Here is a 23746-nt window from a genome sequence, read left to right on the forward strand (position 1 = left end):
AAAGGCGGAAAACAACATGGAAAACAAAAAGACAATCTATTTCTTATGCACAGGAAATTCATGCCGAAGCCAAATGGCAGAAGCATGGGGCAAACAATATTTAGGTGATAAATGGAATGTATATTCTGCAGGAATTGAAGCACATGGAGTAAATCCAAATGCAATTAAAGCAATGAACGAAGTAAATATCGACATAACAAATCAAACATCAGATATAATTGATGCAAACATTTTAAATAGTGCTGATTTAGTCGTTACGCTGTGTAGTCATGCGGATTCTGTTTGTCCATCTACTCCGCCGCATGTAAATCGTGTTCATTGGGGATTTGATGATCCAGCAGGAAAAGAGTGGTCCGAATTTCAACGTGTTCGTGATGAAATTGGTGAACGTATAAAGCGATTTTCTGAAACAGGGGAGTAAATAAAGGAAAGAGTCAATCTTCTATCTTATAGGGGATTGGCTCTTTTTTATTATGTATTTCATTTACTTATCGCATCGCTTTAAAACCACTCTTGAAAATAATACAGAATATTATGTGAAAGTGGTAAAGTTAGAATAGAACAGTTTAAAAAAGGGGATGTAACGTATGATCTGTGAACTAAGCAAGAATGATTTTTATAGGTGTAATAGTTTAGTGAATGAACAAGGTCAATTAGAGGTACGTGCTGTAATTGCAGGAGTGAACCCTGGTCGTATATTTGTAGATAATAGTACTGCTCCTAATTCGGGACTTATTTGGTTAGGTAATAATGATGGATTCTTCTTCATTGGAGATTCTGCAAATGAAGAGTTTAATAAAGAAATGAATCATTTTATTAATAATGTAATAGTACCTGAGGCGAGGAAGGTAGGACTAGATTGCTTTGAAGGAATCGGTAATCATTCAAAATGGAACAAAACAATTGAAAGAATATTTCAGCACCGTAAATTAAAGAGTTGGAATCAAAGAGTGTATACGCTAAGAAAAGAGGATTATGACAATCATCATGAGCCTAAATTTGAACAGGGATATACTGTGCTGAAAATGAGTAAAGCTCTCTATGAAAATAATAACAATACATTTAAGAATATTGATTTTTTACAATCAAAAATTTTAGAGTTTTGGTCTTCACCGGATTGTTTTTTCGATGAGGGAATCGGTTATTGCGTTGTTTATGATGATCTAATTGTAAGTGTATGTTTTTCAGGTTTTGTATTTGCAAATATCCATTGTATAGATATTGAAACGATAAAAGGTCACCAAGGGAGAAAATTAGCTCAAAAGATAGCGCATAGTTTTGTGAAAGATTGTTTGGAGAATGATATTATTCCATATTGGGACTGTATGGAATTGAACAAGCCTTCTGTTGCAGTTGTGGAAAATGTAGGGTTTACAAATGTATTTAACTATGTGGGATATTATTTTTTATTTGAATAATCTAGGTATACTTTACAATTTACACTTTGAGGTTGCCCAATCATTATATATATCTACAATTTAAAAAAGAAAGCATATGAGGTGTCCGAAAATGAAAATACAAATAGTATTGTTTGATGGTTTCGGAGAACTTGTCTCTTTCGCACCGTTTGAGGTACTGAAAAGAGCGATAGAAGAAGGGGCTCCATTTACAATTGAATTCGTTTCGAGTGAACAAAAACAAGAAGTTACGACTTCATTTGGAGTTACGGTTAAACTACATGATTTTTTACGAATGGATAATAGGCCAGATTTGTTAATTGTACCTGGTGGTGGCTGGAATCATAAAGCAGAGCATGGGGCACGAAAGCAAGCAGAGCTTGGTACTTTGACCGAAATGATTAGCGAGATGCACAATGCAGGAACAATTGTTGCTGGTGTGTGTACAGGAGGTATGCTATTAGCTGCCTCTGGTATATTGAACGGTCGAAAGGCAACGATGCACTATTTGGCACAGGATGAAATGAGTGAATACGGGGCAGAGCTTCTTCATTACAGAATTGCGGATCAAGGGGATATTATCACTGCAAGAGGAGTTACTTCAGGAGTTGATTTGGGACTTTGGATCACGGAAAGATTCGCAAGCCCTAAAATTGCGGCTGCCGTTGAATACAGAATGGAATATGAGAGGCGAGGTGTTGTTTGGAAGTAATTTGACTTCTTTTTTATCCCGCATTAACGGGCAGTAAGACTCCCACCACAAAATTCAACGAATGGGAGGGCTGCCCGTAAAAAAACAATGGATATGTACTAATAATCAGTGGGGGTGACAAAATTCCTACTGATTAAAGTTTCATTTTATAATTTTTCACCTTATTAAAAGTTGATTTGTTAGAAAGGATAATCATTTATTGATATAATGAATGGATGCGTGGCAGGAAATAGATAGAAAGATACTGCTAGTAATTTATACTTAAAATGTAGGGAGATTGAACAGAGTTATGGGGACAGAAAAAGAAATTAGTTCCGCTAAATTAATATGGAAGATGACGCGCCCGCATACATTAACGGCGACGTTTTCTCCTGTAATTTTAGGAACAGTGGCATCACTTTATGTTGCCAAAATTGATTGGCTGTTATTTATTGCGATGATGGTTGCATGTTTAGCATTGCAAATAGCAACGAACTTATTTAATGAGTACTATGATTTTAAACGTGGATTAGACACTGCTGAATCCGTTGGCATCGGTGGCGGAATTGTCCGTCATGGATTGAAGCCAAAAAATGTTTTAACAGTTGCGCTTTTATTGTATGTCGTAGCAGCTTTTATTGGCATTTATATTTGTATGAATAGTAGTTGGTGGTTAGTGGTTATTGGTTTAATTGGGATGGCAGTTGGCTATTTATATACAGGTGGTCCACTACCAATTGCGTACACCCCGTTTGGAGAATTAGTTTCTGGATTGTTAATGGGGACATGTTTTGTACTCATTGCTTTCTTTATTCAAACGAATACGATAACGATTGAAAGTGTATTGATTTCCATTCCAATTGGAATTTTAGTCGGTGCAATCAATATGTCGAATAACATCAGAGATATCGAAGAAGATATTAAAGGTGGAAGAAAGACATTAGTAATCCTCCTTGGGAGAGAGAAAGCTGTGGTAACACTAGCGGTAGCCTTTTTCATTGCGTATTTATGGATTGCCGTAATTGTATTAATGGGTTATATAAGCCCTTGGGCATTAGTTATGTTCCTAGGTTTGAGAAAGCCGATTTCTGCGATTCAAAGTTTCCAAAAAGGGGCAAAGGATCCTGGGTATATGCGCATCGCAATGAAATCAACAGCGATGACAAATACGATTTTTGGCTTCTTATTATCAGCAGGGTTATTAATTAGTTATTTGTTTTAAATAAAAAATATGGTTAAATAACTTAACCCCAGTTTCTCAATTTTAATATAGAGAAATTGGGGTTTTTATTTTGACTTTGTTTAATGTTAAAAACAGTTTCATTTGAAATGCAAATACCAATAAATTGCAACTTCATCATTTTCAATATCCAAACCTTTATAAACAAGAAAATCACACCCACCAATTACAAATCCGCATTTTTCATAGAACTTACATGCTGCGACATTATTATTTTGCGTTTCAAGCATGATACCTGGCATATTGCCTTTTTTTGCCCACTGCTTTGCTTGATCAACTAATCTTTTACCAACTCCGAGTGTACGATATTTTTTATCTACCGTTATATCTTCTATGTAAGCATAGTGGTTCCAATTCTTTTTCAATACCATTAATCCAATGATTTGGTTATGTAACAGTGCTATGTAAATGACTTGATTAGGTTTATTTATATATTCATTGTAAGCCAGTTCTTCATTATCATCTTGATTTTGTAAATAACTTTTTTCATAACTCGGAACGTCTTCTACTGTATATTCTATACGTTTATTTCCTTTGGAAAGAGAAAGAATTAACCGAGCATTCACTATAAAACTGTCATCAATCTCCGGGAGATTATCTAAATCATTTGTTTCTAACTCTCTAATTACAAGGTTCATCGGGGCACCTCCACATAATAATATTTCTTCTAGTTCTTCATTTGGTTCAAATGAATTCCAATTACAAAATTATAATAGAATTTCAATAGTACGGCTATCTTTGTATTTTATCTTTATACCAGCATGTTGTTATCTTGATATGAAAATATTGTTTAGAAAGAGTAGTATCTTTTATTTTGGATGTATATCCAGTTTTCAAATTTAACTGTAGTAGAGAAACAAATATTTTTTTAAAGAGTGGATGCCATACGTTATTCTTTAACTAAATTCGACATTATCTGCATTTTATCTTCACCTTCCTCTATTAATCTATTTATTGTAAACATCAGCTGGAGTTAATGCTCAGCTGTATAAATAATGAATATAAAAATTAATAGGGAAAGGATCGAAAAATAATGAAAGAATCACAAAGTAAGAAAAAAACAAGTCGACTAACTAAGGTAATAATATCTCTAGGAGTTGTTTTAGCAACGACCTTTTTCACCTTCTTTTTAATAGGAAAATGGAACTCTATCCCAGCGAAGGGAATAGCTAACGAAAGTAGTAATCAAGTTAACACGCAACAACAAGAAAAGAAAAAAGAAACACCACCAGCAAAACAGAAAAGACCTGATGGAAAACCGGTGGGAAAGGTTGTTTATTTAACATTCGATGATGGTCCTAGCGAACTAACTGGGAAATTTTTAGATGTACTAAAAGAGCAAAATGTCGCCTCGACATTTTTTATGCAAGGTAGCAATTTACAAAATACAGGTTTTCAGGAAAACGTAAAGCGAGCAGTAAAAGAAGGGCATTATATTGGTGCACATAGTATGACACATAATAGTGATAAGCTATACAAAAAAGGACAATTTGTAACGGAGATGAAAGAAACGTTAGCTCTTATTCATAATATTACGGGTACAACTCCTAAATTAGTTCGTCCGCCATATGGATCTGCACCAGGATTAAAGGGCGAGGAAATTCGTAACCAAATTGTAGAAGCAGCAATAAAAGTTTGGGATTGGACAATAGACTCAAATGATTGGAAATTAAAAGATAATCCAACTCAGATTATCGATAATGTAAAGAAACAGACAACAGAAGAAGTAGAAGTTGTTTTAATGCATGAAAAGGCGCAAACATTACAAGCTCTTCCTGAAATTATTAAATTTTATAAAGAGAAAGGGTATGAATTTGGTGTATATAATGACGAGGATCATTTTCGTCTAAACTTCCAAAAAGATCAACGTCTATAGTATAAACATAGTTATTTTAAAAGGTGTTTTTATTACTAAATCAATAATTAAGCAAAAGTCGATTTCCTATTTTATAAAGAAATCGACTCTTTCGTTTATGTATTATGTCACAAGAGTTTCCTTATTTTCTCCGGAATGTCCTTTTTAGAAATCTATGCAACAGAGCCTTTATAGTAAGAGTATCTTGTTGGGAATGATCAAAAAAATCTATATTGTAATATAAAAAATCGCTATGATATGAAAGGATACCATACAACAATCCCAATAAATTCTTCTCAATAATTGAAAATAAAATCAATCCGGATTATTATATTGTTATTGTAAATTTATTTTATTGAAGGAGGATACATAGATGAAAAGCTCAAAAGGCTCTATTGAATCAGAGATAAGCAAAGCAATTACTCACTGGGAAAAGGACTACCTAGGACGCGGGTCTATATCCGTTAAGACAGATATATTACGGGATATGATTATCGTAAATTTACAAGGTGTTTTAACGCCGGCTGAATATAGTGTTTGCGAAACAAAAGACGGGATGCTAACGATAAAGAAGAATCGTTCGGAGCTAGTTGAATCTGGAATTGATGATCTGAAAGAGATTATACTAGAATTAACTGGAGAGAAAGTGAAAAGCTTTCATACGGATATAAGCTCCCGTACAGGTGAACGAGTAATGATTTTTAAATTGCTTCATAATCTTGAGGAGAAATTTTAAAAATACCTTAAGGTTAGTGGAAGGATTAAGAAACCTACAAGTTTTACACTTTATTAACAGGCTAATAATTAAAAACTTGAAGTTATTTAGGTATAATAAATCTTAATTCTGATAACTCTTAAAAAACGGATAAAGAAATTGACAAACTGCTTAATATGGTTTATCTTATAATTGTTTTAAAAAATTGATAGATGCTCATTTTAACAGTTTGCTATAATTAAGGCTTTAGCATTTTTTTAATATGTAATATTGACTAAATGAAAAAGTTTCTTAATTAAAAGATAGCGTATAACATAAATTGATATATTGATTGCATAATCTAGGAGATCAGAAATATACATTTCTTTTTAATAGGAGTAATACATACATTATTATCCTCTATAAAATGGGAGCTCTTCAAAAAACTTTATTGAAGTTAGTTGAAGGGAAACCGACAATCTCCATAATTCAATGATGATATAAAATCATTGAATTATGGAAGTTGTCGGTTTTTTTTATGGGAAAAAACGATGCACTAAAAAGAGTGAATGAAAATTGAAATTTAAAAAACTATCGTAATTAAAAGGAATTTTTATAGGTTATTTTCGCTTAGAAGGGAGTATTTAACATGTTAATTTCGCTGAGTTCATCAACACTGTTAACTTTATTTTTTATGGCGCTTAGTGCTTCTTGGCTAAGTGGATTATTGTTTTTACATGCAAGGATACCTTTACGTTTTGTTCATATCCATATTGGTATCGCTGCTTTACCTTCATTGGTTTCTTTGCTCGCACTTGTTAATAACAATGGAGATAGAGTTGTGGGGCCTTGGCATCTAGATACTTTAGCTTGGTTAATGGCTTTCTTTGTTCTTACAATTGGTTTAATCATTCAGCGTTTTTCTGTACGTTACTTAATGGGAGATCGCTCATATCGAAAATACTTTGTACTTTTTACATTTACTACAGGTGTATCTTCGGTTGCATGGTTAAGTGATGATCTTCGTTTCATGATTATTTGTTGGGGAGCAACGCTTATAGGATTGGTTCTACTCATAGGGCTAAATAAAGGGTGGAAAGTAGTTAGTGAAGCAACTAAAATCTCTGGCTATTTATTTACAATAAGTTGGATTGCATTGCTATCAGCTATCATTTGGCTTTTTCAAGTAACTGGACAGTGGCAATTAACATCAGTTTTAACGAATGAAAATGTAGCGCTACATGGAACATTGGAGAGAACAGGAATTAACTTATTAATTATATTAGCGGTGATGATTCCAGCAGCACAATGGCCTTTTCAAAGATGGTTAATTGAGTCCGCTGTTGCTCCAACTCCTGTTTCTGCTATTATGCATGCGGGTTTAGTAAATGCTGGCGGTATCATGTTAACTAGATTTTCACCTCTTTTTCATGATGATATTGCACAAATAATTTTACTAATTTTCTCTAGTATTTCTGTCTTGATAGGTACAGGAATTAGTTTAGTCCAAGTTGACTATAAACGTCAGCTAGTAGGTTCAACTATTGCACAAATGGGATTTATGCTTATTCAATGTGCATTAGGCGCCTATTTAGCGGCTGTTATTCATTTAATTTTACATGGTTTGTTTAAAGCTACACTGTTTTTACAAGCTGGTTCTTCAGTGCAACGTTTTGGGGTAGTGAATCAGTCTAATGAAAAGATGTCCAATTTATGGATTAGAGTCGGGCGTGTTTTAGGATTATTTATAGCAATTACTTTCTGGTTTATGACTTCTGGAGAGGGGTATCAACTAGTTAGTGCGTTAATCTTAGGCTGGTCACTATACTTTTCATGGAAACAGCTTGTTGTTTTTGGAGAGGGAAGAATGGGACGAATTGCTGGCGTAATTGTTTTGATTGGATTTTCTCTCATTTACTTTACCGTTCATAATTCTCTTTATAAATGGTTGCATACTGATATTTATCAAAGTGTTCAACCTTCAGCTCCAGCCGTTATCTTTGTTATATGTATTTTACTATTTAGTAGTGTTACTAGTACTTTCGTTACTCGTCATCAATCTTCTACTTTATTCGCTGTACTTTATCTTTGGTTAGTTCGAGTAGGTGAGGCGAGAAGAAAATCAGTAGAAAGTCACCCAAGCTATCTGAAACATTATGTATCAAAGGGAGGTAATTCGTGATGAGCATATCGTCAATATTAAAGAAAGATACAAACATTGATATGCAAGAAAATAATATAAATGATTTAGTTGCATCTGCTAGCCGAGTTATTGCACCACTTTGGCCTATCTCTACGTTTGCAGCTCACCACCCTTGGATGGGACTTGAAAAGCAATCATTTGAACAAGTCGCAAATTGGCTAAAAGAAGCTCGTAATGTGGATATGTATCCTAGTACTTCCATGATTCATTCGGCAAAAGCGAAAGGTGAGATTGAGGAATCATTTTTACAAAGTAGTTTGTCTCGTTGGCTGGATTCACAATCTTTTCATATTCCGCGAGAGAAAGTAGAGCGATTTTGCCAAGCGGCTTTAAAGTTAGAAAAATTACCTTCTAGTCTATTATCATCGCCAGAATTAAATAAATTGGCAGAAGAAATGAGTTATATAAATACAGCAAATATGAAAGCCTCTATTATGCAGCCAATAAGTTCGCTTATAGAGAATCAAAATAGTGAAAACCTATCTGATATTCTTAATTATCATATCATTAAATGGTGTAAATTATATCTTGATGACTCCGGATCAAGTTGGACGATGCCAAATCGAGAGAAAGGTTTTTATCGTGCATGGCAACACCTTATTACATTTGATCCAGCGCTCAGTAAAAATGAGCGTAAAGTTTTAAAAGATTGGCCACAAGATGCCGAAGTAGCTTTAGCGAGAGCGTTATTTGAACTAGGAATTTCTGAATCTAACATACAAGCTTATCTTGAAGGGCACTTACTTTCTTTACCTGGGTGGGCAGGAATGATACGATGGCGCTCACAACAATCAATTCAGGAACAGGGGCTTTTAATAGAATATTTAGCAGTTCGAATTTCTATGGAGCTGGCTATTGCAAAACCTTATTTATCTTTAAAAAATCAAAAGGTTGAGAAAAAAGTTTCGATCGTCCCACTTATAGCTTCTTGGATCTATTGGGGGAATATTTCAACACGGGAATGGTCACAAATGTCTGCAGCTGAACAAAGCGAATTGTTAGCATTTGCATATCGTTTTGATGAAAATATTCGCAGGAAACTTTGGCTGGAAGCTTGGGAACAAACGCATGCAGAGCAATTAAGAGAGAAGATTGCTTCTAAACAACGCGCAACCAATGATAAAAAGCGTGTATTAGCTCAATTAGCATTTTGTATTGATGTACGTTCAGAACCGTTTCGTCGCCACTTAGAAAAACTAGGTCCGTTTGAAACGTTTGGAATAGCTGGTTTCTTTGGGTTACCAATTGCGACTAGTGAACTAGGTAGTAATGACAGCCATCCTTCCTTGCCAGTTATACTGAAACCGAAGCATCAAATAAAAGAGCTTACAGATGAAAATGAATTTAAATCTTATGAGCAACGTAAGAGGGTAGGCAGTTCGGTGCGTTATACATTTAAAACGATGAAACAGAACGTACTGACAAGTATGGCGCTACCTGAGTTAAGTGGTCCTTTACTTGGTCTACAGATGGTGACAAGAAGCTTTGTCCCAAGAGGAGTTGGTGGTTTCATTCGTAAACTTCGTAAAACTATGTTACAAAAACCTGATACAACATTCTCGCTTAATCATGTTCATGACACAAAAGGTGAGATACCTATCGGTTTTACGAAAGAAGAAAAAGTGAACTATGTGCGTCAAGCTTTAAAAATGGTGGGACTGACAGAAAAATTTGCTCCTTTAGTTGTAATGTGCGGACATAGTAGTCAAAGTACGAACAACCCTTATGCTGCAGCACTTGAGTGTGGTGCTTGTGGCGGAGCAGCAGGAGGATTCAATGCAAGAGTTTTTGCGACTTTATGTAATCTTCCAGAAGTGAGAGAGGCGTTGTTTGCTGAAGGCATTAACATTCCTAAGGATACCATTTTTGCAGCAGCTGAACATAAAACAACAGTGGACGAATTGGAATGGATTTACGTCCCAGAACTTTCGAAAACTGCGCAAGAAGCGTTTGATTGTATCGAGACGATTATGCCAAATGTGAGCCAACATGCAAATAGAGAACGTTTAACGCAATTACCTAATTTTAAAACGAAAATAAAAAATCCGAGTAAAGAGGCACATCGATTTGCAGAAGATTGGAGTGAAATACGTCCAGAATGGGGATTAGCGCGTAATGCATCTTTTATTATCGGACAGCGTGAATTAACTCAAGATTGTGACTTAGAAGGCAGGGCTTTCCTTCATAATTATGATTGGAAACAGGATGAAAGTGGCGATATATTAGCTAACATTATTGCAGGACCAGGAACAGTTGCACAGTGGATAAATCTACAATATTACGCATCAACTGTAGCTCCTCATTATTATGGTAGTGGAAATAAAACAACCCAAACCGTAACGGCGGGTCTCGGTGTTATGCAAGGGAATGCTAGTGACCTGTTGCCAGGCTTACCTTGGCAATCGGTTATGCAGTCAGATAGTGAGACGTATCATTCACCACTTCGTTTACTAATTGTCATTCAAGCACCTATTGAATATATAGAACGTTTGTTAAATAATGATTTCACATTTCGAGAAAAAGTTCAAAATGGATGGGTTAGACTTGCAAGTGTTGATCCAGAGGGAAGCTGGAAAAACTGGTAACAATTATTATTGTTACTAGCTTAAAAGTTTCATAAATACAATAATGAAGAAGGAGTGCTCCATATGAATTCAAAGAATAAAAAAGTTTTATTATTAACAGACATTGAACACGGAATAGAGCCTAGTATCCAACAAGTAACTAACATTCAACAAGAAAACATGTTGACTATACACAGCTATGATTCTGTAATTGTACATCCTTATGGAGATATAATGAGATCTATTATTATTGCTATTTATCAAGAAAATGTTAAAGAAATTTTTGTTGTCGGAATAGAGGATAAAGAAACTTCTTCAGTTAATCTACAAACTCAACGTGATTTCATAAAAGATAATATAGAATTAGACTATCTCTTTAAAAATTGCATGCCTGAATTTTCAAGTGGTAGCCTTAATCAATGGCTGAGTGCACAAAAAAATGTTAGTGAAAATATTGAAAAGAGTATAGATATGATCCGTCATCATCCATTAGTACCTTCTGATATTGAAGTTCATGGTTTCATAATTGATAGAACGGGTGAAAAAGAAACGGTTGTTAAAGTTTTTGCTAATAAAGTACTGAAACAAATGCATTCTTATGTGTAAGTTATCGATAGATAAGCAACTTTTATTTGGACTTGTGTCCTTTACAAAGAGCAAAAGAAATCTTCTATAAATGGGGATCTTTTGCTCTTTTTGTTTGAATTTTTAATGTGTTTTATAGGAGATACCTAATATGTACATAATAAAAATATATAACTTTTTGCATAAAATTTTAAGGACGGATTAGCAGGTGATAATAAAGTTAATCGTAAAATAGAAGTGTATATTGTGATTGATCCCGCATTAACGGGCAGCCCTATTGGTGAGGGCTGATTAAAGTTTCACTTTATTTTAAGATTATTACTAAAAAGAATGGAGATTCTTTAATTATGAGAATAAAACAGTTAAAACCTAAAGTGATATGGAAAAAAAGAATGTTGCTAACTCTTTTTATTGTTTTCGGATTGATTATTGCGGGGGTTGTTTTTTGGAATGTTTCACCTATTCCGAAAGCGTTTCTCATAAAAAAAGCATTTGAAGGTGGAATGTTTGTTCAATCTAATAATTATAAAAACGCTCTAAAAGAGACACGAATTGTTAAAGATATCAATTATAATTCTAAATTTCCTGATGGTACATTAGACATTATTTATCCCAAAAATTTTATAGGGAAAACACCTGTTATTTTTTGGGTGCACGGGGGTGGATTTGTAGGTGGAGATAAATCAGACATTACTGGTTATGCAGTAGAATTAGCTGCTCGTGGTTATACAGTGATAAATATAAATTATGCTCTTGCTCCTAAAAGAAAGTATCCTACACCAGTACTACAACTTGGTGAGGCTTATGAATATATAAAAGCAAATGCAAAGAAATATAATGTAAAACTAGATGACCTATATTTTGCAGGAGATTCTGCGGGAGCGCAAATATCTGGACAATTTGTTACTATTCAAACATCTCCAGATTATGCGAAATTAACCGGGATTGACGCTGTTGTTGCTCCTTCTACAATTAAAGGTATATTGCTATTTTGCGGCCCGTATAATATGCCTGCATTAGCTAAAATGGAAACATCCAAAGAAGTGCAAGACTTTATGCGTACTACTGGCTGGGCTTACTTTGGGAAAAAGAAATTTGAAACATTACCTGAAATGGAAATCGCCTCTATTTATAAACACGTTACAAAAGATTACCCACCAACGTTCATCACAGATGGAAATACTGCATCATTTGAAGAGCAAGGTAAAGCATTAGCTTCTACTTTACAAAATAAAGGAGTACCTGTAGATACACTTTTCTTTGATAAAAATATCTCTGGCGAGTTAGCACATGAATTTCAATTTAAAATGAACACTCCAGCAGGTGAAGAAGCTTTTAACCAAGTTCTTAAATTTCTAAATGAAAATAAATAATATATATACTATTAACTTTTTATAAGCCTAGTTTAATACCATATAGGGGTGAACAAAATATTGCATTAATAATCTAATGGTAGCAAAAATAAATTTGATAAGAAGTATATAGTAAGAATGATTTGGAGATACAGATGGGGATATAACTATTTTATTTAGGACGGTGCACTTTAAATGGATTTACAGAAAGGGAAATTATATTGGAACACAACTTTTTCTAATACATCTTCTTATCCTCGCTTGGAAGAAGATATAAAATGTGACGTACTAATAATAGGAGCAGGAAGTTCAGGTGCTCAATCAGCATACTATTTGAGTGAATCAGATTTAAATATTGTTGTCGTTGATAAAAGAAAGGTAGGACACGGGAGTAACCTTACAAATACAGCACTTATTCAATATTTAGGTGACAAGATGTTTTTTGAACTTGTAAATACATTTGGAGAAGAGTATGCAGTTAAGCATATGAAATTATGTGAACAAGCTATTAATGATATTGAATATGCTGATCAAAACTTGCCTTATTGCTCTGATTTTAAACGACGTGACAGTTTATATTATGCAAGTTATGAAGAGGATATAAAGAAATTAGAAAAAGAACTGTATTATTTACATAAGCATGATTTTAAAGCGACTTGGCTATCAGAGGAACAAATTGGACAGAGATATCCATTTAAAAAACGTGCAGCTATTTATACGTATAATGATGGTGAAATAAATCCTTATAAATTTACACATAGTTTATTAGAACAAGCTGCTAATAAAGGAGTTCAAATTTATGAAGATACAGAGATTGTTGGCAAAAAGTTAGAGAAAGAATGTGCTATCTTTTATACAAAGGGGGGCAATTCTATTACTGCCAATAAAGTAATTGTGGCTGCAGGATATGAAGGGTTGGAATTTAAAAAGGAAAAGAACGCTACACTGATTAGCTCATATGCAGTTGTTACTAATCCTGTAGAAGATTTATCTTCTTGGTATAAACGTACTCTCATTTGGGAAACTGCGAGACCATATATTTATATGAGAACTACTGCAGATAACAGGATTATTATAGGTGGGTTAGATGAAGATACAAACATTGCTCAAGAAAGAGATTCAAAATTAATCCATAAAAAAGAGAAATTAGTAAATGAATTTAATAAGCTCTTTCCCAATATAACAGTTGAACCTGAATTTTATTTAAGTGCTTTTTATGGTGGTACTCATGATGGTTTACCTATAATTGGAATGTATGAAGAGTTTCCAAATTGTCACTTTATCTATGCGTATGGAGATAATGGATTAGTATATAGTATGGTGCTTTCTAAAATTGTTCGAGATATAATTATTAGCGGTTCAAGTCCGGATTTGAATTTATATTTACAAACTAGACCAAAACTAAATGAGTAAGCTACATGTATGCAAAATCATAGTAGTAACGAGTTTATTTAGGGTTCCATTGTAAAAAAACGCTATTTTAAATGTATTAGTTTAATGTGACTATTTGTTATGTTTATGAATGCTTAAATAAAGCATTTATAAACAATATTATTTGTTAAACCCATTCATCTTACTAATTTCTGTTATTTGTATAATCCATTCTTTTTTTAGGTAGGGTAGAGTTGCTTGGATATGATGATATTCCCATTCTTCCTCAATGGTAGGATAAAGGTTAAATAAGTATTTTTCTTCATCATTTGTTACACTTGCTTTAGGATTGCCAGTGAGTTTAAAATAAATGTCGCACCATCCGCTATAGTTTGTTAACATAAATAAAAAATTAGGACATGTGAATTCGATGAGGTATATTTCTTTCTCTAATTGAATATCTGATAGTAATTCCCTTGCAGTCTCAAAAGTAGGCTTCTTTTTGTAACCATTGCATGAATGCCATGCCCAAATGGGGAAATCTATAGTAAAGTCAATACCTTTCTGTTTCATGTGTCTTACAATGTATTTATATGCTGTGAAATCTTCTTTACTAACAAAAATAGGATTGGCTATAAGCTTACCTTCATTCAAAAGTGTATTTATAGCATTTTTGTTTTGAAAAGTCCATAGGATTGTTGAATCAATAAATGTATTTAAGTTTGATTGTTTATCAAATTGTTTTTTCATCTTTCGCTCCATTTTCTTTTTTATTTTGCAGAATTAAGAATAAATATGACTAATCGGATAATAAGAAATACCTATGCTAGATACAATTGTAAATGCTTATTTAAAGTAACAGCAAGGAATAACCTTTGTATATAGAGTGTACAATACATGCAAAACAGGATTAAAGAAGATTTTAAATATAATATGAAATAGTACAAAATAAGAATTTGATACATCTTTTATATATAAACTATTAATTGAAGTTTGTAATTACACATTATAGTTAGTATACTAACTATATAATTAGTGTACTAACTATATTGGAGGTTATATGAATAATTTAGGCTATTTATTACACAAGGTAAGTATAATGACGAAAACAGAATTATCAAATCAATTAAAAGAATATAAAATAACAGCTCAGCAATGGTCTGTGTTAAAGGATATATCTCTTTATCCAAATGGAACCACCCCGGCTATGATTGCTGAAAGGCTCTTAGCAGACCGTCCAACAGTAACCGGAATTATACAAAGATTATTGCAAAAAGAATGGATTCTTATAAAACATAATCCTAAAGATAAACGGTCACATTTAATATTTTTAACAGATGAAACTAAGGCATTAATACAGGAGATAGAAAATGTAAGCGATGAAGTTATAAAAAATGCTACAGCTAGTATTCCTAAAGAGGAAGTAGAAAATACAGTTCGAGTTTTGCAAAGTATGATTCAAAATTTACAAAAAAATAAAGGGTGATTAAAATGATTTTAGTAACAGGTGCTACAGGGAATGTAGGAAAAGAGGTTGTAAAATGCCTAATAAAAAGAAATGCTACTTTCAAAGTCACAACGCGCAGTAGAGAAACTGAAGGAGTGTATTTTGATTTTGAAAACCCCTCATCTGTAAAGGCGGCTTTAACAGGTGTTACTAAAGTCTTTCTAATAAGACCACCACATCTAGCTGATGCAAAAAAGTATTTCCAGCCTGTTGTAGATGCCGCAAAAGAAATAGGTATAAAACACATTGTATTTTTATCTTTATTAGGTGTAGAAAAAAATCCGATAGTACCTCATGCTAAAATTGAAGCTATGATAAAGGCTTCTGGGATCCCTTACACATTCCTAAGACCGAGTTTTTTTATGCAAAATTTATTATCACAACATGGTGATGAATTAAGAAATGAAAAAATAATTGAAGTACCTGCTGGTAAAGGGGAAACAAGTTTTATAGATGTACGGGATATTGGAGAAGTTGCAGCTAAAATATTAACCGAAGAGGGACATGAATTTAAAGCTTATTCTTTAACGGGAAATGAGGCATTAACATATTATGAAGTTGCTGCTATTATTTCAAAAATAATAAATAAAGATATTACTTATACAAATCCAAGTATATTTAAATTTAGAAAAAGAATGATTCAAAAGGGACTTAACAGTGACTTTATTTGGGTTATGATTGGAATATATACAACTGCAAAATTAGGGTTAGCTAAAAAAGTCACATCAGATTTATCGAATTTACTAGATAGAAGTCCAATAACTATGGAAACGTTTGTTTACGATTACAAAGAATTATTAATATAATAATGCAAAAGTAAAAAAGAGGATTATTCACATAAAGAATCTATTATGTTTTAAGAGTAAGAGGGGATAGCCATGCAAAACAAAATTATCGTTATGTTTCAAAAAGATTTTCGTTTATATGATAACCCAGCTCTATTTGAGGCTGTTCAGTCCGGGGAGGTTCTTCCGGTATATGTACAAGATGAAACTTTTTCAATAGGAAGTGCGGCAAAGTGGTGGTTACACCATGCTATAATAGATGTCCAAAAGCAACTTAAGGCATTGGGCTCTACTTTAATAATCCGCAAAGGAAATACACAGGAAGAAATACTTTCTCTCATAAAACAATTAGATATAACGGCTGTATATTGGAATAGTTGTTATGATCCAGACAGGTTAAAATCTAATCAAAAAATGAAAATGATATTAGAAGATAAAGGTATTATTTGTAAGGAATTTAATTCGCATTTATTATTAGAACCGTGGATTATAAAAAAGAAGGATAACACTGAATATAAGGTGTTTACGCCTTTTTACAATGCATTTCAAAAGCAGGTAATACCTAAACCTATTAACAGAGTGCAGAGTATAAAGTGGGGAAACTCTTTACCAGCAAGCTTATCTGTCTCAGAATTACACTTGTTGCCGACTATACCGTGGACATCTCATATGGAAGCAATATGGGAGCCTACAGAGGAAGGGGCATACAAAACATTTAAGAAATTTTTCTCTAGTAAATTAGCCTCTTATAGTGAAGGAAGAGATTTTCCAAATCAAAATGTCCATTCGATGTTGGCACCGTATCTTTCATTTGGACAAATATCAGTAAAGCTAATGTTTCATTACTTAATAAATAAAAGTACTGAAAGACAATCTAGTCTCTTTGAAAAACAAGTTAATAGCTTTATACGTCAATTAATTTGGCGAGAGTTTTCTTATTATTTACTATACCATTATCCATTTACAGTATATAAACCTCTTAATAAGAGCTTTGAACATTTTCCGTGGAATAAGGAAGAGGAGTTATTAAGAGTATGGCAGAAGGGTGAAACTGGTTATCCGTTTATTGATGCGGGAATGCGAGAACTATGGCAAACCGGTTTTATGCATAATCGGGCAAGAATGGCTGTAGCCTCTTTTCTTGTAAAGCATTTGTTAATTCCGTGGCAAAATGGTTTATGGATACACTACTAGATGCTGATATTGCAAATAATACAATGGGATGGCAATGGGTTGCTGGAAGTGGAGCAGATGCATCACCGTACTTTCGTATTTTTAATCCTATCACACAAGGAGAAAAGTTTGATAAAAATGGAGAGTATATAAGAAGATGGGTACCAGAATTAAGAGATATCCCAAACAAATATATACATAAACCTTGGGAAGCACCTGAGCATATTTTACAAAAATCCAATATAAAACTTGGGAATACATACCCTTATCCGATTGTTGATCATAAGGCAGCACGAGAGAGAGCCCTTTGTGCATATAAAAGTATGAAAGAATTTATATAAAATACACGAGTCAATATGAATTTGATATGTAAAAGTTATAATGTCTATTTGCGTATTAAAGTTGTATTCATTGAAAGAGTATACGAATCATATAGAGTTTCTAAAACCTTCTATTAAAAAGGAGAATGTTTATGAAAAAATCTAGTATTATAGTATTTTTACTAACATATGGTTTGTTTTATGTTTCTAGTGTTTTATTCCCTATTGATCGTACTTGGTATGATGCGTTAGAAAAGCCGTCTTGGACACCTCCTGGTATGACAATCGGAATGATATGGGCTGTATTATTTGGACTTATTGCATTATCAGTAGCAATTATTTACAACAACTATGGATTTAAGCCAAAAACATTTTGGTTTTTATTCCTTTTAAATTATATATTCAATCAAGCGTTCAGCTATTTTCAATTTAGCCAAAAGAATTTGTTTTTAGCAACAATAGATTGTTTACTAGTCGCTATTACTACGTTGCTTCTCATAGCGGTTTCTTCCAATTTATCTAAAGTATCGACATGGTTGCTAATTCCATATTTTTTATGGACTGCATTTGCTACATATTTATCTTGGACCATTTATAGTATAAATTAAAGGCGTAAATAAAAACTTGAGCATAATAAAAATGCTCGAGTTTTTATGTGTGTTAATGATAATCCGAAATATGGAATATATACATCTTATGGAGGTCATCTTTGTGAAGAAATGGATAAAAATTACGCTGTACTCTTTACTAGCTATTTTAATTATAGGAAGTATTACTTTTTTGACTTGGTCTCAGTTTACTTATAAACCGACGCAAGAGGCTTTGTCGTTAGTAGATGATAAAAAAGATGAAGATAATATCGTTTTTGGAGCGAAAGATGCGAAAGTAGGGGTTATTTTTTATCAAGGAGCTAAAGTAGAAGCTGAGGCTTATAGTTACTTAGGAGAAGCTCTTGCAAAAGATGGGCACTTTGTAGTAATGCCTCAGTTACCATTAAATTTAGCGATACTTGGAATAAATGAGGTAGACAGTGTAATTGAAAAGTATCCGGAAGTTCAAAAATGGTATGTTGCAGGGCATTCAATGGGAGGAGCTATGATTTCTAAGTATGCCTTTCAACATGAAGACAAGGTAGACGGAATCATTTTCTTAGGTTCGTATCCTGCAGATGACTTCTCTACGAAATCGATTCCGATGTTATCAATTTATGGGGAAGTAGATGCTTTAGCAACTGTAGAAAAAATAGAAAACAATAAAAAGTTCATGTCCAAAAATACAACTATGCACATGATAAAAGGGGGCAATCATGCTCATTTTGGTATGTATGGTGAGCAAAAAGGTGATAATGCGAGTTTAATTACGCCAAAAGCACAACGAGATGAAACAGTAAAAGTAATTGAGCAATGGTTATTGGAACAATGATAACGAATTTAATAAATCTACCGAAAGAATTATCCAAACGGTAGATGGGAGAGAGAATAAAGAGCCAAATCGTATGAATTGGCTCTTTTATTTATTTGCTATCTCCAATTGTCCCCTTATTTTCTCCGGAATGTCCTTTTCAGAAATAACGTCGTAAGAATAGACATACTTTCCTTTTACATGAATTTTTAAGTAAGTTTTTCTTCTAAAATCATTAGGCGTGTTCGTTCCAATTTTATATTCTTTTTCATTGCTTAATTCATCAACACCTTTTAGTGAGTACATAGCTCTTCCTTTATGATGATAATCTGGAACACCATATCCTTTCGCAACGGCATATACATTTTTTTCTTCAGCAATCGGATTAAATCTGTCTAAATCTCCACGTAATATGAAAGGTAGTAAGTATATAGGGAGGCCTATTCCTAGTATAAAAATTACAAATTTCTTCATGAACGTTTCTCCTTTTGTTAAATTACTTATTTTTAAGTATAGGAAAAAATTCTTATGAATTTAGAAGTGAATTTCTTAAGTTTTTCTTAAATAGGTGTTTAAAGGAGGGATAACATTGTATGGTTATTCTTTCGTGCAAATCGTATTATTTTTTATTTATATCTTCGTGGCTTTTATGCAAAACACAACATTTCTAGATGAAATTAGATCTCCTTATATATATTAGAAAATGTATTTTGTGAATTAATTATGAATATATTTTATTTTAAAAAACATCCCTTGATAAATACACAGAGTTATTGTAAAGTGATGATAATTAAAATGTATATTGTGTGAAAACGATAAAAGGAAAGAGTAAAAGTAGTTTTTCTTTTAGAGAGTCGGTCGGTGGTGTAAACCGAAGATGGGGAAATAAACCAAATTAGGTTCAAAGATGGTTCGTATGCTGACATTATTTTTATGGCTCTTTATATAAAAATACCGAGTAACCACTCATTCTAAGGATGAGTGGTTACTTGCAGTTTGTTTAAATAGAGAAATATTGCTACCAAGGAAGCAAGTTTATATATGCGGTTCTCTTCCTTTTATGGAAGCTAGTATTAAAATTTTGTATAAATGGGAAGTACCAAAGGAATTGATTCATTATGAATCGTTTAGCCCTGTTGCAATTATAGGTGATTAACTAATACCGGATAGGATTATAATCATAATAATGTAAATAAATAGTTTTTTGCGATATTTCAATAGTGAAGTATCGTTTTTCATTGTATAACTAAAGCCCAGCTATGGATTCTGATGTAATGTTGAAAAATGATCCCAAGTAATGATTTGTCTGTTGCAATACTAAGTAACTATGACGAATTTGAATCTAAAAAGTATGCTAATAAAATAGCGGAATTTTTTTAAAAAAAAGTAAAAAACAATAGAGCTTAGATTTGCAATGATAAATGTTTTTTCATTAGATAATTACTTTACCGATAATCGAGATGTTTGCGGATACATTTATTTTTTGGATACATAATTATATTTAGAGAATACCCAGTTACAGTATTTGAATTTTTAATAAGAAGGGATGCGAAGGAATGAACTCACAGAGACAAGGCTATGTAGGCTGGTGGCAAGGCGGGCACGGTGGTGGTTGGCCGGGTGGACACGGTGGTTGGCAAGGCGGACACGGTGGTTGGCAAGGTGGACATGGTGGTTGGCAAGGTGGACATGGTGGTTGGCAAGGCGGACACGGTGGTTGGCCGGGTGGACACGGTGGTTGGCAAGGCGGACATAGTGGTTGGCAAGGTGGACACGGTGGTTGGCAAGGCGGACACAGTGGTTGGCAAGGCGGACACGGTGGTTGGCAAGGTGGACACGGTGGCTGGCAAAGTGGGCATGGATATTAAAAAGAGGCTATAAAATCATTTTTTATGCAAAGTTTGTATATTTAGTATCGTTGTATATTTTCATTTGTATAGTAAGTATATAGTGAAAACAGCAAAAAATTCTGTGAAGTAAGAATTCCATCCGAAAAATTAAAGCAGCAGAAATGTCAAAAGAACAAAAGACATCGCTTTTTATTATTCAAGGTGAAAGAGACTATCAAGTTCAATCGAAAATCGAAATCTCTCTATGGAAAGAACAATTAAAAGAACGAGATAACATTGATTATCGACTATATCCAAAGTTAAATCATTTCTTTACAGAAGGGGATGGAGAAATAAGTAAACCGGATGAATATTATAGTCCTGCTAATATTCTTGAGTATGTTATAAATGATATTGCTGCTTGGGTGCAAGGAAGATCGCAATTAAATTAGCAACTATATGTTTTAATAAAGACTTTCTTTCTGTAATTAAACTAGAAACATTATTAGGGTATATGTTTTTTAGCACTCTTTTAAAAAGAGTGTTTTTTTATTTTCCTTTGATTTAATTAACGAAAAAAATATCTTGTACTCCTTTTGTAACTTTTTTAAATCGAAATTTTCTATAAAACAATAGGCTTGTCTTCCAAATAAAGCGTTATTTGTAACACTGTTATCAAAGCAAAGTGCTCGTGACATTTCCTTGATATTCAAAAACATTAATAACCTATTATGTGAAGTTTTTTGAAAATTTAGGTTTAACATCTTTAAAATAGGTGTATTACATATTACATAACAACTAAATAAGAAAATAAAAAATCTAAGGGAGGAAAAATACGATGCATAAGAATGAAAGAAAACCGGTGGTTTATGAATATCAAAATGAACAGGAAGTAGTTATGAAAGTAAAAGAGCTAGAATTGCAAGGGATTCACCAAGATGACATTTACGTCTTAACACATGAAAAACATATAACAAAAAAGATTGCGGATGATACAAACACAAATACGATTGGAGTAAAAGAACAAGGATTGGGCACAAGTATTATCAACTTTTTCTCCAAAAAAGGGGACGAGCTCCGAAATCAAATGGAGGAAATGGGGTTGTCGAAGGAGGAAGCTAACTTATATGAAGAAAAACTAGATCAAGGGAGAATTTTACTTCTAGTAACAGATGAAACACTAACGGCGAGTGATAGGCAGCCGCAAAACTATCATTCTCTCTAATAGATTGCAATATCTGATAAATAGATAAGTTAATTATTTTAGGTTGTAGCATGGAAGAAAATAAAAGTAGAGAAGGGTGAGAAAAATGAAACATACAATATTTAAATATGCTGTGATTGGGATTACGACCGGAGTCATGGTATCTCTGTTAAAAAAAGAAAATCGGAAAGCTATACAAACAAAAGGAAAAAGCGTAAAAGACAAACTACAAGAAGGAAACATAAAGGAAACATTAGAGAAGGTAACCGAGACAAGTAAACAATTCTCTGTAACTGCAGCTAATGTTGCAAAACAAACATTACCACAACTGCTTACAGCCACACCGGTTGTCATTTCTACTATTAAAGATTTAACAGAAAACGAAAATAACAAAAAGAAAAAAGATGAAAAGGATAATGAAATAAAACAAAATAGTAAGAACCTAGACGGAGAAAAAACGGAAAATGAAAAGAAATATGTGAAAGAAGGGAAAGAAGAGAGTGCTTAGATTTAATTCTAAAAAGAGAAAGTGAGGAAAAAAGTATGAAATCTCTGTATGCAATTGATGTAGGAATTGGTTTTACTAAGCGGGCATATCGACAGGATGTAGATTCTGAGGTGACGATTAAGAGTGAAGCTGCCACACTAGCTCCTGTACCTAATCATGCTGAAAGTGAAGATTTAACAAAGGTAAGTTTTATAGACTTAGACTTTGCATACTACATGGGAAATGAAGCACATCAATCTGACGCTTCATTTCTTCCTCCATTTGACGAAGAAATAGAAAATTATTATGAAAGCGAACAGTTTAAACAACAAATATTTGGTTGCATTGCAAAGGATTATAAAGAAAATGTCGTGTTACCTTTAGTTGTTACCGGGCTTCCAGTCACTTGTTTTGGTAGTCAGCATGAGCAATTACAACGTGCACTAAAAAAAGAAACTTCCGTACAAATTGATGGGAAATTTATTAATATTACGGTTGAAAATGCTTTGATTCTTCAGCAACCGATCGCTTTACATGCCTATTTCTTAAAAGAGGGAATCATTCAGGAACAAGATCGCATCTTAATTATTGATGGTGGATTTCGTACATTAGAAATGACAGATATGAAACAGAATGTCATTTTAAATCATTATGAGACGGAACTAGGATGTAGCAAGCCTTTGAAAAATATTAAGAATATCCTGCAGAATCATGCGGGTGAAAGTAATCAATTGCATATTAATGACATGCCAAAAATATTAGAAAAAGGATATGGAGATAAAGAAGAAAATTATGAGACAAGTCAGGTGGATATTTTAATTCAAAAAGAGTTGGATACACATTTCCAAGACATCATGCGTGTATTACAAGAACAATTTAAGTTAGACCAGTATGATACTATTATTTGGACAGGAGGAGTAGTAGATCTCCACAAAAAACAAATTGAAAAAATGCAAGGTGAAATTGTTTCTTTCCGTATGGTAGACGCTTCAAAAGAGGCCGCGCTTCATGGATACTATATTATTGGAAGTCAAGTATTTGAGGACATCACCAATCAATCTGCATATAAATCCAAATTATAATGACGA

The 23746-nt window shown here is 33.2% G+C and carries 22 protein-coding genes and 3 pseudogenes; 21 read left to right on the plus strand and 4 right to left on the minus strand.

Annotation, left to right across the window (positions count from 1 at the left end; all coding sequences use genetic code 11):
* Window positions 1-16 precede the first annotated feature (16 nt).
* From arsC to menA, 4 genes are all read left to right on the plus strand, one after another.
* The gene (gene arsC / locus QCI79_RS24770; RefSeq protein ID WP_000428354.1) at window positions 17-421 is read left to right on the plus strand and encodes an arsenate reductase (thioredoxin); all 405 of its coding nucleotides are present in this window, start codon (window positions 17-19) and stop codon (window positions 419-421) included.
* A gap of 166 nt (window positions 422-587) precedes the next feature.
* Window positions 588-1418: a GNAT family N-acetyltransferase gene (locus QCI79_RS24775; RefSeq protein WP_000562836.1), complete on the plus strand. Its 831-nt coding sequence runs from the start codon at window positions 588-590 to the stop codon at window positions 1416-1418.
* Window positions 1419-1509: 91 nt separating this feature from the next.
* Complete coding sequence (locus QCI79_RS24780; protein ID WP_000701557.1) at window positions 1510-2109, plus strand: DJ-1/PfpI family protein; 600 nt, start codon at window positions 1510-1512, stop codon at window positions 2107-2109.
* 289 nt (window positions 2110-2398) lie between these two features.
* Window positions 2399-3310 (plus strand): 1,4-dihydroxy-2-naphthoate polyprenyltransferase, encoded by a 912-nt coding sequence (gene menA, locus QCI79_RS24785; protein WP_000536384.1) that lies wholly within the window; start codon window positions 2399-2401, stop codon window positions 3308-3310.
* Window positions 3311-3408: 98 nt separating this feature from the next.
* On the opposite strand, the gene satA is transcribed toward menA, so the two are convergent.
* Complete coding sequence (satA, locus tag QCI79_RS24790) at window positions 3409-3966, minus strand: streptothricin N-acetyltransferase SatA (protein WP_001054991.1); 558 nt, start codon at window positions 3964-3966, stop codon at window positions 3409-3411.
* Window positions 3967-4361: 395 nt separating this feature from the next.
* Between satA and QCI79_RS24795 the strand changes: the two genes are divergently transcribed.
* The 7 genes from QCI79_RS24795 to QCI79_RS24825 all read left to right on the plus strand — a co-directional run bounded on the left by QCI79_RS24795 (window position 4362) and on the right by QCI79_RS24825 (window position 13994).
* Window positions 4362-5204: a polysaccharide deacetylase family protein gene (locus tag QCI79_RS24795; protein WP_000665177.1), complete on the plus strand. Its 843-nt coding sequence runs from the start codon at window positions 4362-4364 to the stop codon at window positions 5202-5204.
* Between the two features lie 352 nt (window positions 5205-5556).
* Complete coding sequence (locus QCI79_RS24800) at window positions 5557-5919, plus strand: Na-translocating system protein MpsC family protein (protein WP_000842548.1); 363 nt, start codon at window positions 5557-5559, stop codon at window positions 5917-5919.
* A gap of 607 nt (window positions 5920-6526) precedes the next feature.
* On the plus strand, window positions 6527-8059 hold the full coding sequence (locus QCI79_RS24805) for an NADH dehydrogenase subunit 5 (protein ID WP_000908921.1): 1533 nt from the start codon (window positions 6527-6529) through the stop codon (window positions 8057-8059).
* Complete coding sequence (locus QCI79_RS24810; RefSeq protein ID WP_021727788.1) at window positions 8059-10665, plus strand: DUF2309 domain-containing protein; 2607 nt, start codon at window positions 8059-8061, stop codon at window positions 10663-10665. Before QCI79_RS24805 ends, QCI79_RS24810 begins: the two co-directional genes overlap by 1 nt.
* Window positions 10666-10728: 63 nt before the next feature.
* Window positions 10729-11250, plus strand: coding sequence for a carbonic anhydrase (locus QCI79_RS24815; protein ID WP_001086248.1), 522 nt, complete (start codon window positions 10729-10731; stop codon window positions 11248-11250).
* Window positions 11251-11576: 326 nt separating this feature from the next.
* Window positions 11577-12602 (plus strand): alpha/beta hydrolase, encoded by a 1026-nt coding sequence (locus QCI79_RS24820; RefSeq protein ID WP_001220683.1) that lies wholly within the window; start codon window positions 11577-11579, stop codon window positions 12600-12602.
* A gap of 174 nt (window positions 12603-12776) precedes the next feature.
* The gene (locus QCI79_RS24825) at window positions 12777-13994 is read left to right on the plus strand and encodes an NAD(P)/FAD-dependent oxidoreductase (RefSeq protein ID WP_000365648.1); all 1218 of its coding nucleotides are present in this window, start codon (window positions 12777-12779) and stop codon (window positions 13992-13994) included.
* A 138-nt stretch (window positions 13995-14132) separates the two neighbouring features.
* Here QCI79_RS24825 and QCI79_RS24830 read toward each other — a convergent pair whose 3' ends face one another.
* Window positions 14133-14702, minus strand: coding sequence for a DUF3841 domain-containing protein (locus QCI79_RS24830; protein WP_000743850.1), 570 nt, complete (start codon window positions 14700-14702; stop codon window positions 14133-14135).
* 310 nt (window positions 14703-15012) lie between these two features.
* Here QCI79_RS24830 and QCI79_RS24835 point away from each other — a divergent pair, with 310 nt between their 5' ends.
* From QCI79_RS24835 to QCI79_RS24855, 5 genes and pseudogenes are all read left to right on the plus strand, one after another.
* Window positions 15013-15438: a MarR family winged helix-turn-helix transcriptional regulator gene (locus tag QCI79_RS24835; protein ID WP_001061039.1), complete on the plus strand. Its 426-nt coding sequence runs from the start codon at window positions 15013-15015 to the stop codon at window positions 15436-15438.
* Window positions 15439-15443: 5 nt separating this feature from the next.
* Entirely contained in the window at window positions 15444-16265 is an 822-nt protein-coding gene (locus QCI79_RS24840) for an SDR family oxidoreductase (protein WP_000604773.1), read from the plus strand.
* A 72-nt stretch (window positions 16266-16337) separates the two neighbouring features.
* Window positions 16338-17758 (plus strand): annotated as a pseudogene (locus QCI79_RS24845) (cryptochrome/photolyase family protein).
* A 131-nt stretch (window positions 17759-17889) separates the two neighbouring features.
* A complete protein-coding gene (locus QCI79_RS24850; RefSeq protein ID WP_000749742.1) occupies window positions 17890-18345 on the plus strand; it encodes a TspO/MBR family protein in 456 nt (151 codons plus the stop codon).
* Window positions 18346-18448: 103 nt separating this feature from the next.
* Window positions 18449-19159, plus strand: coding sequence for an alpha/beta hydrolase (locus QCI79_RS24855; RefSeq protein ID WP_000758827.1), 711 nt, complete (start codon window positions 18449-18451; stop codon window positions 19157-19159).
* An 87-nt stretch (window positions 19160-19246) separates the two neighbouring features.
* Here the strand turns inward: QCI79_RS24855 and QCI79_RS24860 are convergent, their stop codons facing one another.
* A complete protein-coding gene (locus QCI79_RS24860) occupies window positions 19247-19612 on the minus strand; it encodes a YxeA family protein (RefSeq protein WP_000714895.1) in 366 nt (121 codons plus the stop codon).
* Window positions 19613-20694: 1082 nt separating this feature from the next.
* Here QCI79_RS24860 and QCI79_RS24865 point away from each other — a divergent pair.
* Window positions 20695-21006 (plus strand): hypothetical protein, encoded by a 312-nt coding sequence (locus tag QCI79_RS24865; protein WP_001088228.1) that lies wholly within the window; start codon window positions 20695-20697, stop codon window positions 21004-21006.
* Window positions 21007-21119: 113 nt separating this feature from the next.
* Window positions 21120-21419: pseudogene (locus tag QCI79_RS24870) on the plus strand (alpha/beta hydrolase); the annotation flags it as partial.
* Between the two features lie 112 nt (window positions 21420-21531).
* Here QCI79_RS24870 and QCI79_RS24875 read toward each other — a convergent pair.
* Window positions 21532-21686, minus strand: a pseudogene (locus QCI79_RS24875) (acyl dehydratase).
* A 119-nt stretch (window positions 21687-21805) separates the two neighbouring features.
* On the opposite strand from QCI79_RS24875, the gene QCI79_RS24880 reads away from it, so the two are divergent.
* The 3 genes from QCI79_RS24880 (at window position 21806) to QCI79_RS24890 (ending at window position 23740) form a co-directional block, all read left to right on the plus strand.
* Window positions 21806-22192 (plus strand): YflT domain-containing protein, encoded by a 387-nt coding sequence (locus QCI79_RS24880; RefSeq protein WP_000549440.1) that lies wholly within the window; start codon window positions 21806-21808, stop codon window positions 22190-22192.
* Between the two features lie 85 nt (window positions 22193-22277).
* Window positions 22278-22679, plus strand: coding sequence for a hypothetical protein (locus tag QCI79_RS24885; RefSeq protein ID WP_000683226.1), 402 nt, complete (start codon window positions 22278-22280; stop codon window positions 22677-22679).
* Window positions 22680-22714: 35 nt separating this feature from the next.
* On the plus strand, window positions 22715-23740 hold the full coding sequence (locus QCI79_RS24890) for a ParM/StbA family protein (protein WP_000839455.1): 1026 nt from the start codon (window positions 22715-22717) through the stop codon (window positions 23738-23740).
* Window positions 23741-23746 lie beyond the last annotated feature (6 nt).

The sequence above is a fragment of the Bacillus cereus group sp. MG1 genome, assembly GCF_040460035.1.
Taxonomy (GTDB): Bacteria; Bacillota; Bacilli; order Bacillales; family Bacillaceae_G; genus Bacillus_A; species Bacillus_A cereus.

Coding starts and splice junctions, on each gene's coding strand:
- QCI79_RS24860 (WP_000714895.1), bottom strand. CDS start 19,612: ATGAAGAAATTTGTAATTTTTATACTAGGAATAGGCCTCCCTATATAC.
- QCI79_RS24805 (WP_000908921.1), top strand. CDS start 6,527: ATGTTAATTTCGCTGAGTTCATCAACACTGTTAACTTTATTTTTTATG.
- QCI79_RS24775 (WP_000562836.1), top strand. CDS start 588: ATGATCTGTGAACTAAGCAAGAATGATTTTTATAGGTGTAATAGTTTA.
- QCI79_RS24885 (WP_000683226.1), top strand. CDS start 22,278: ATGAAACATACAATATTTAAATATGCTGTGATTGGGATTACGACCGGA.
- QCI79_RS24800 (WP_000842548.1), top strand. CDS start 5,557: ATGAAAAGCTCAAAAGGCTCTATTGAATCAGAGATAAGCAAAGCAATT.
- QCI79_RS24780 (WP_000701557.1), top strand. CDS start 1,510: ATGAAAATACAAATAGTATTGTTTGATGGTTTCGGAGAACTTGTCTCT.
- QCI79_RS24850 (WP_000749742.1), top strand. CDS start 17,890: ATGAAAAAATCTAGTATTATAGTATTTTTACTAACATATGGTTTGTTT.
- QCI79_RS24890 (WP_000839455.1), top strand. CDS start 22,715: ATGAAATCTCTGTATGCAATTGATGTAGGAATTGGTTTTACTAAGCGG.
- QCI79_RS24835 (WP_001061039.1), top strand. CDS start 15,013: ATGAATAATTTAGGCTATTTATTACACAAGGTAAGTATAATGACGAAA.
- QCI79_RS24825 (WP_000365648.1), top strand. CDS start 12,777: ATGGATTTACAGAAAGGGAAATTATATTGGAACACAACTTTTTCTAAT.
- menA (WP_000536384.1), top strand. CDS start 2,399: ATGGGGACAGAAAAAGAAATTAGTTCCGCTAAATTAATATGGAAGATG.
- QCI79_RS24840 (WP_000604773.1), top strand. CDS start 15,444: ATGATTTTAGTAACAGGTGCTACAGGGAATGTAGGAAAAGAGGTTGTA.
- satA (WP_001054991.1), bottom strand. CDS start 3,966: ATGAACCTTGTAATTAGAGAGTTAGAAACAAATGATTTAGATAATCTC.
- arsC (WP_000428354.1), top strand. CDS start 17: ATGGAAAACAAAAAGACAATCTATTTCTTATGCACAGGAAATTCATGC.
- QCI79_RS24815 (WP_001086248.1), top strand. CDS start 10,729: ATGAATTCAAAGAATAAAAAAGTTTTATTATTAACAGACATTGAACAC.
- QCI79_RS24810 (WP_021727788.1), top strand. CDS start 8,059: ATGAGCATATCGTCAATATTAAAGAAAGATACAAACATTGATATGCAA.
- QCI79_RS24795 (WP_000665177.1), top strand. CDS start 4,362: ATGAAAGAATCACAAAGTAAGAAAAAAACAAGTCGACTAACTAAGGTA.
- QCI79_RS24820 (WP_001220683.1), top strand. CDS start 11,577: ATGAGAATAAAACAGTTAAAACCTAAAGTGATATGGAAAAAAAGAATG.
- QCI79_RS24880 (WP_000549440.1), top strand. CDS start 21,806: ATGCATAAGAATGAAAGAAAACCGGTGGTTTATGAATATCAAAATGAA.
- QCI79_RS24830 (WP_000743850.1), bottom strand. CDS start 14,702: ATGAAAAAACAATTTGATAAACAATCAAACTTAAATACATTTATTGAT.
- QCI79_RS24865 (WP_001088228.1), top strand. CDS start 20,695: ATGAACTCACAGAGACAAGGCTATGTAGGCTGGTGGCAAGGCGGGCAC.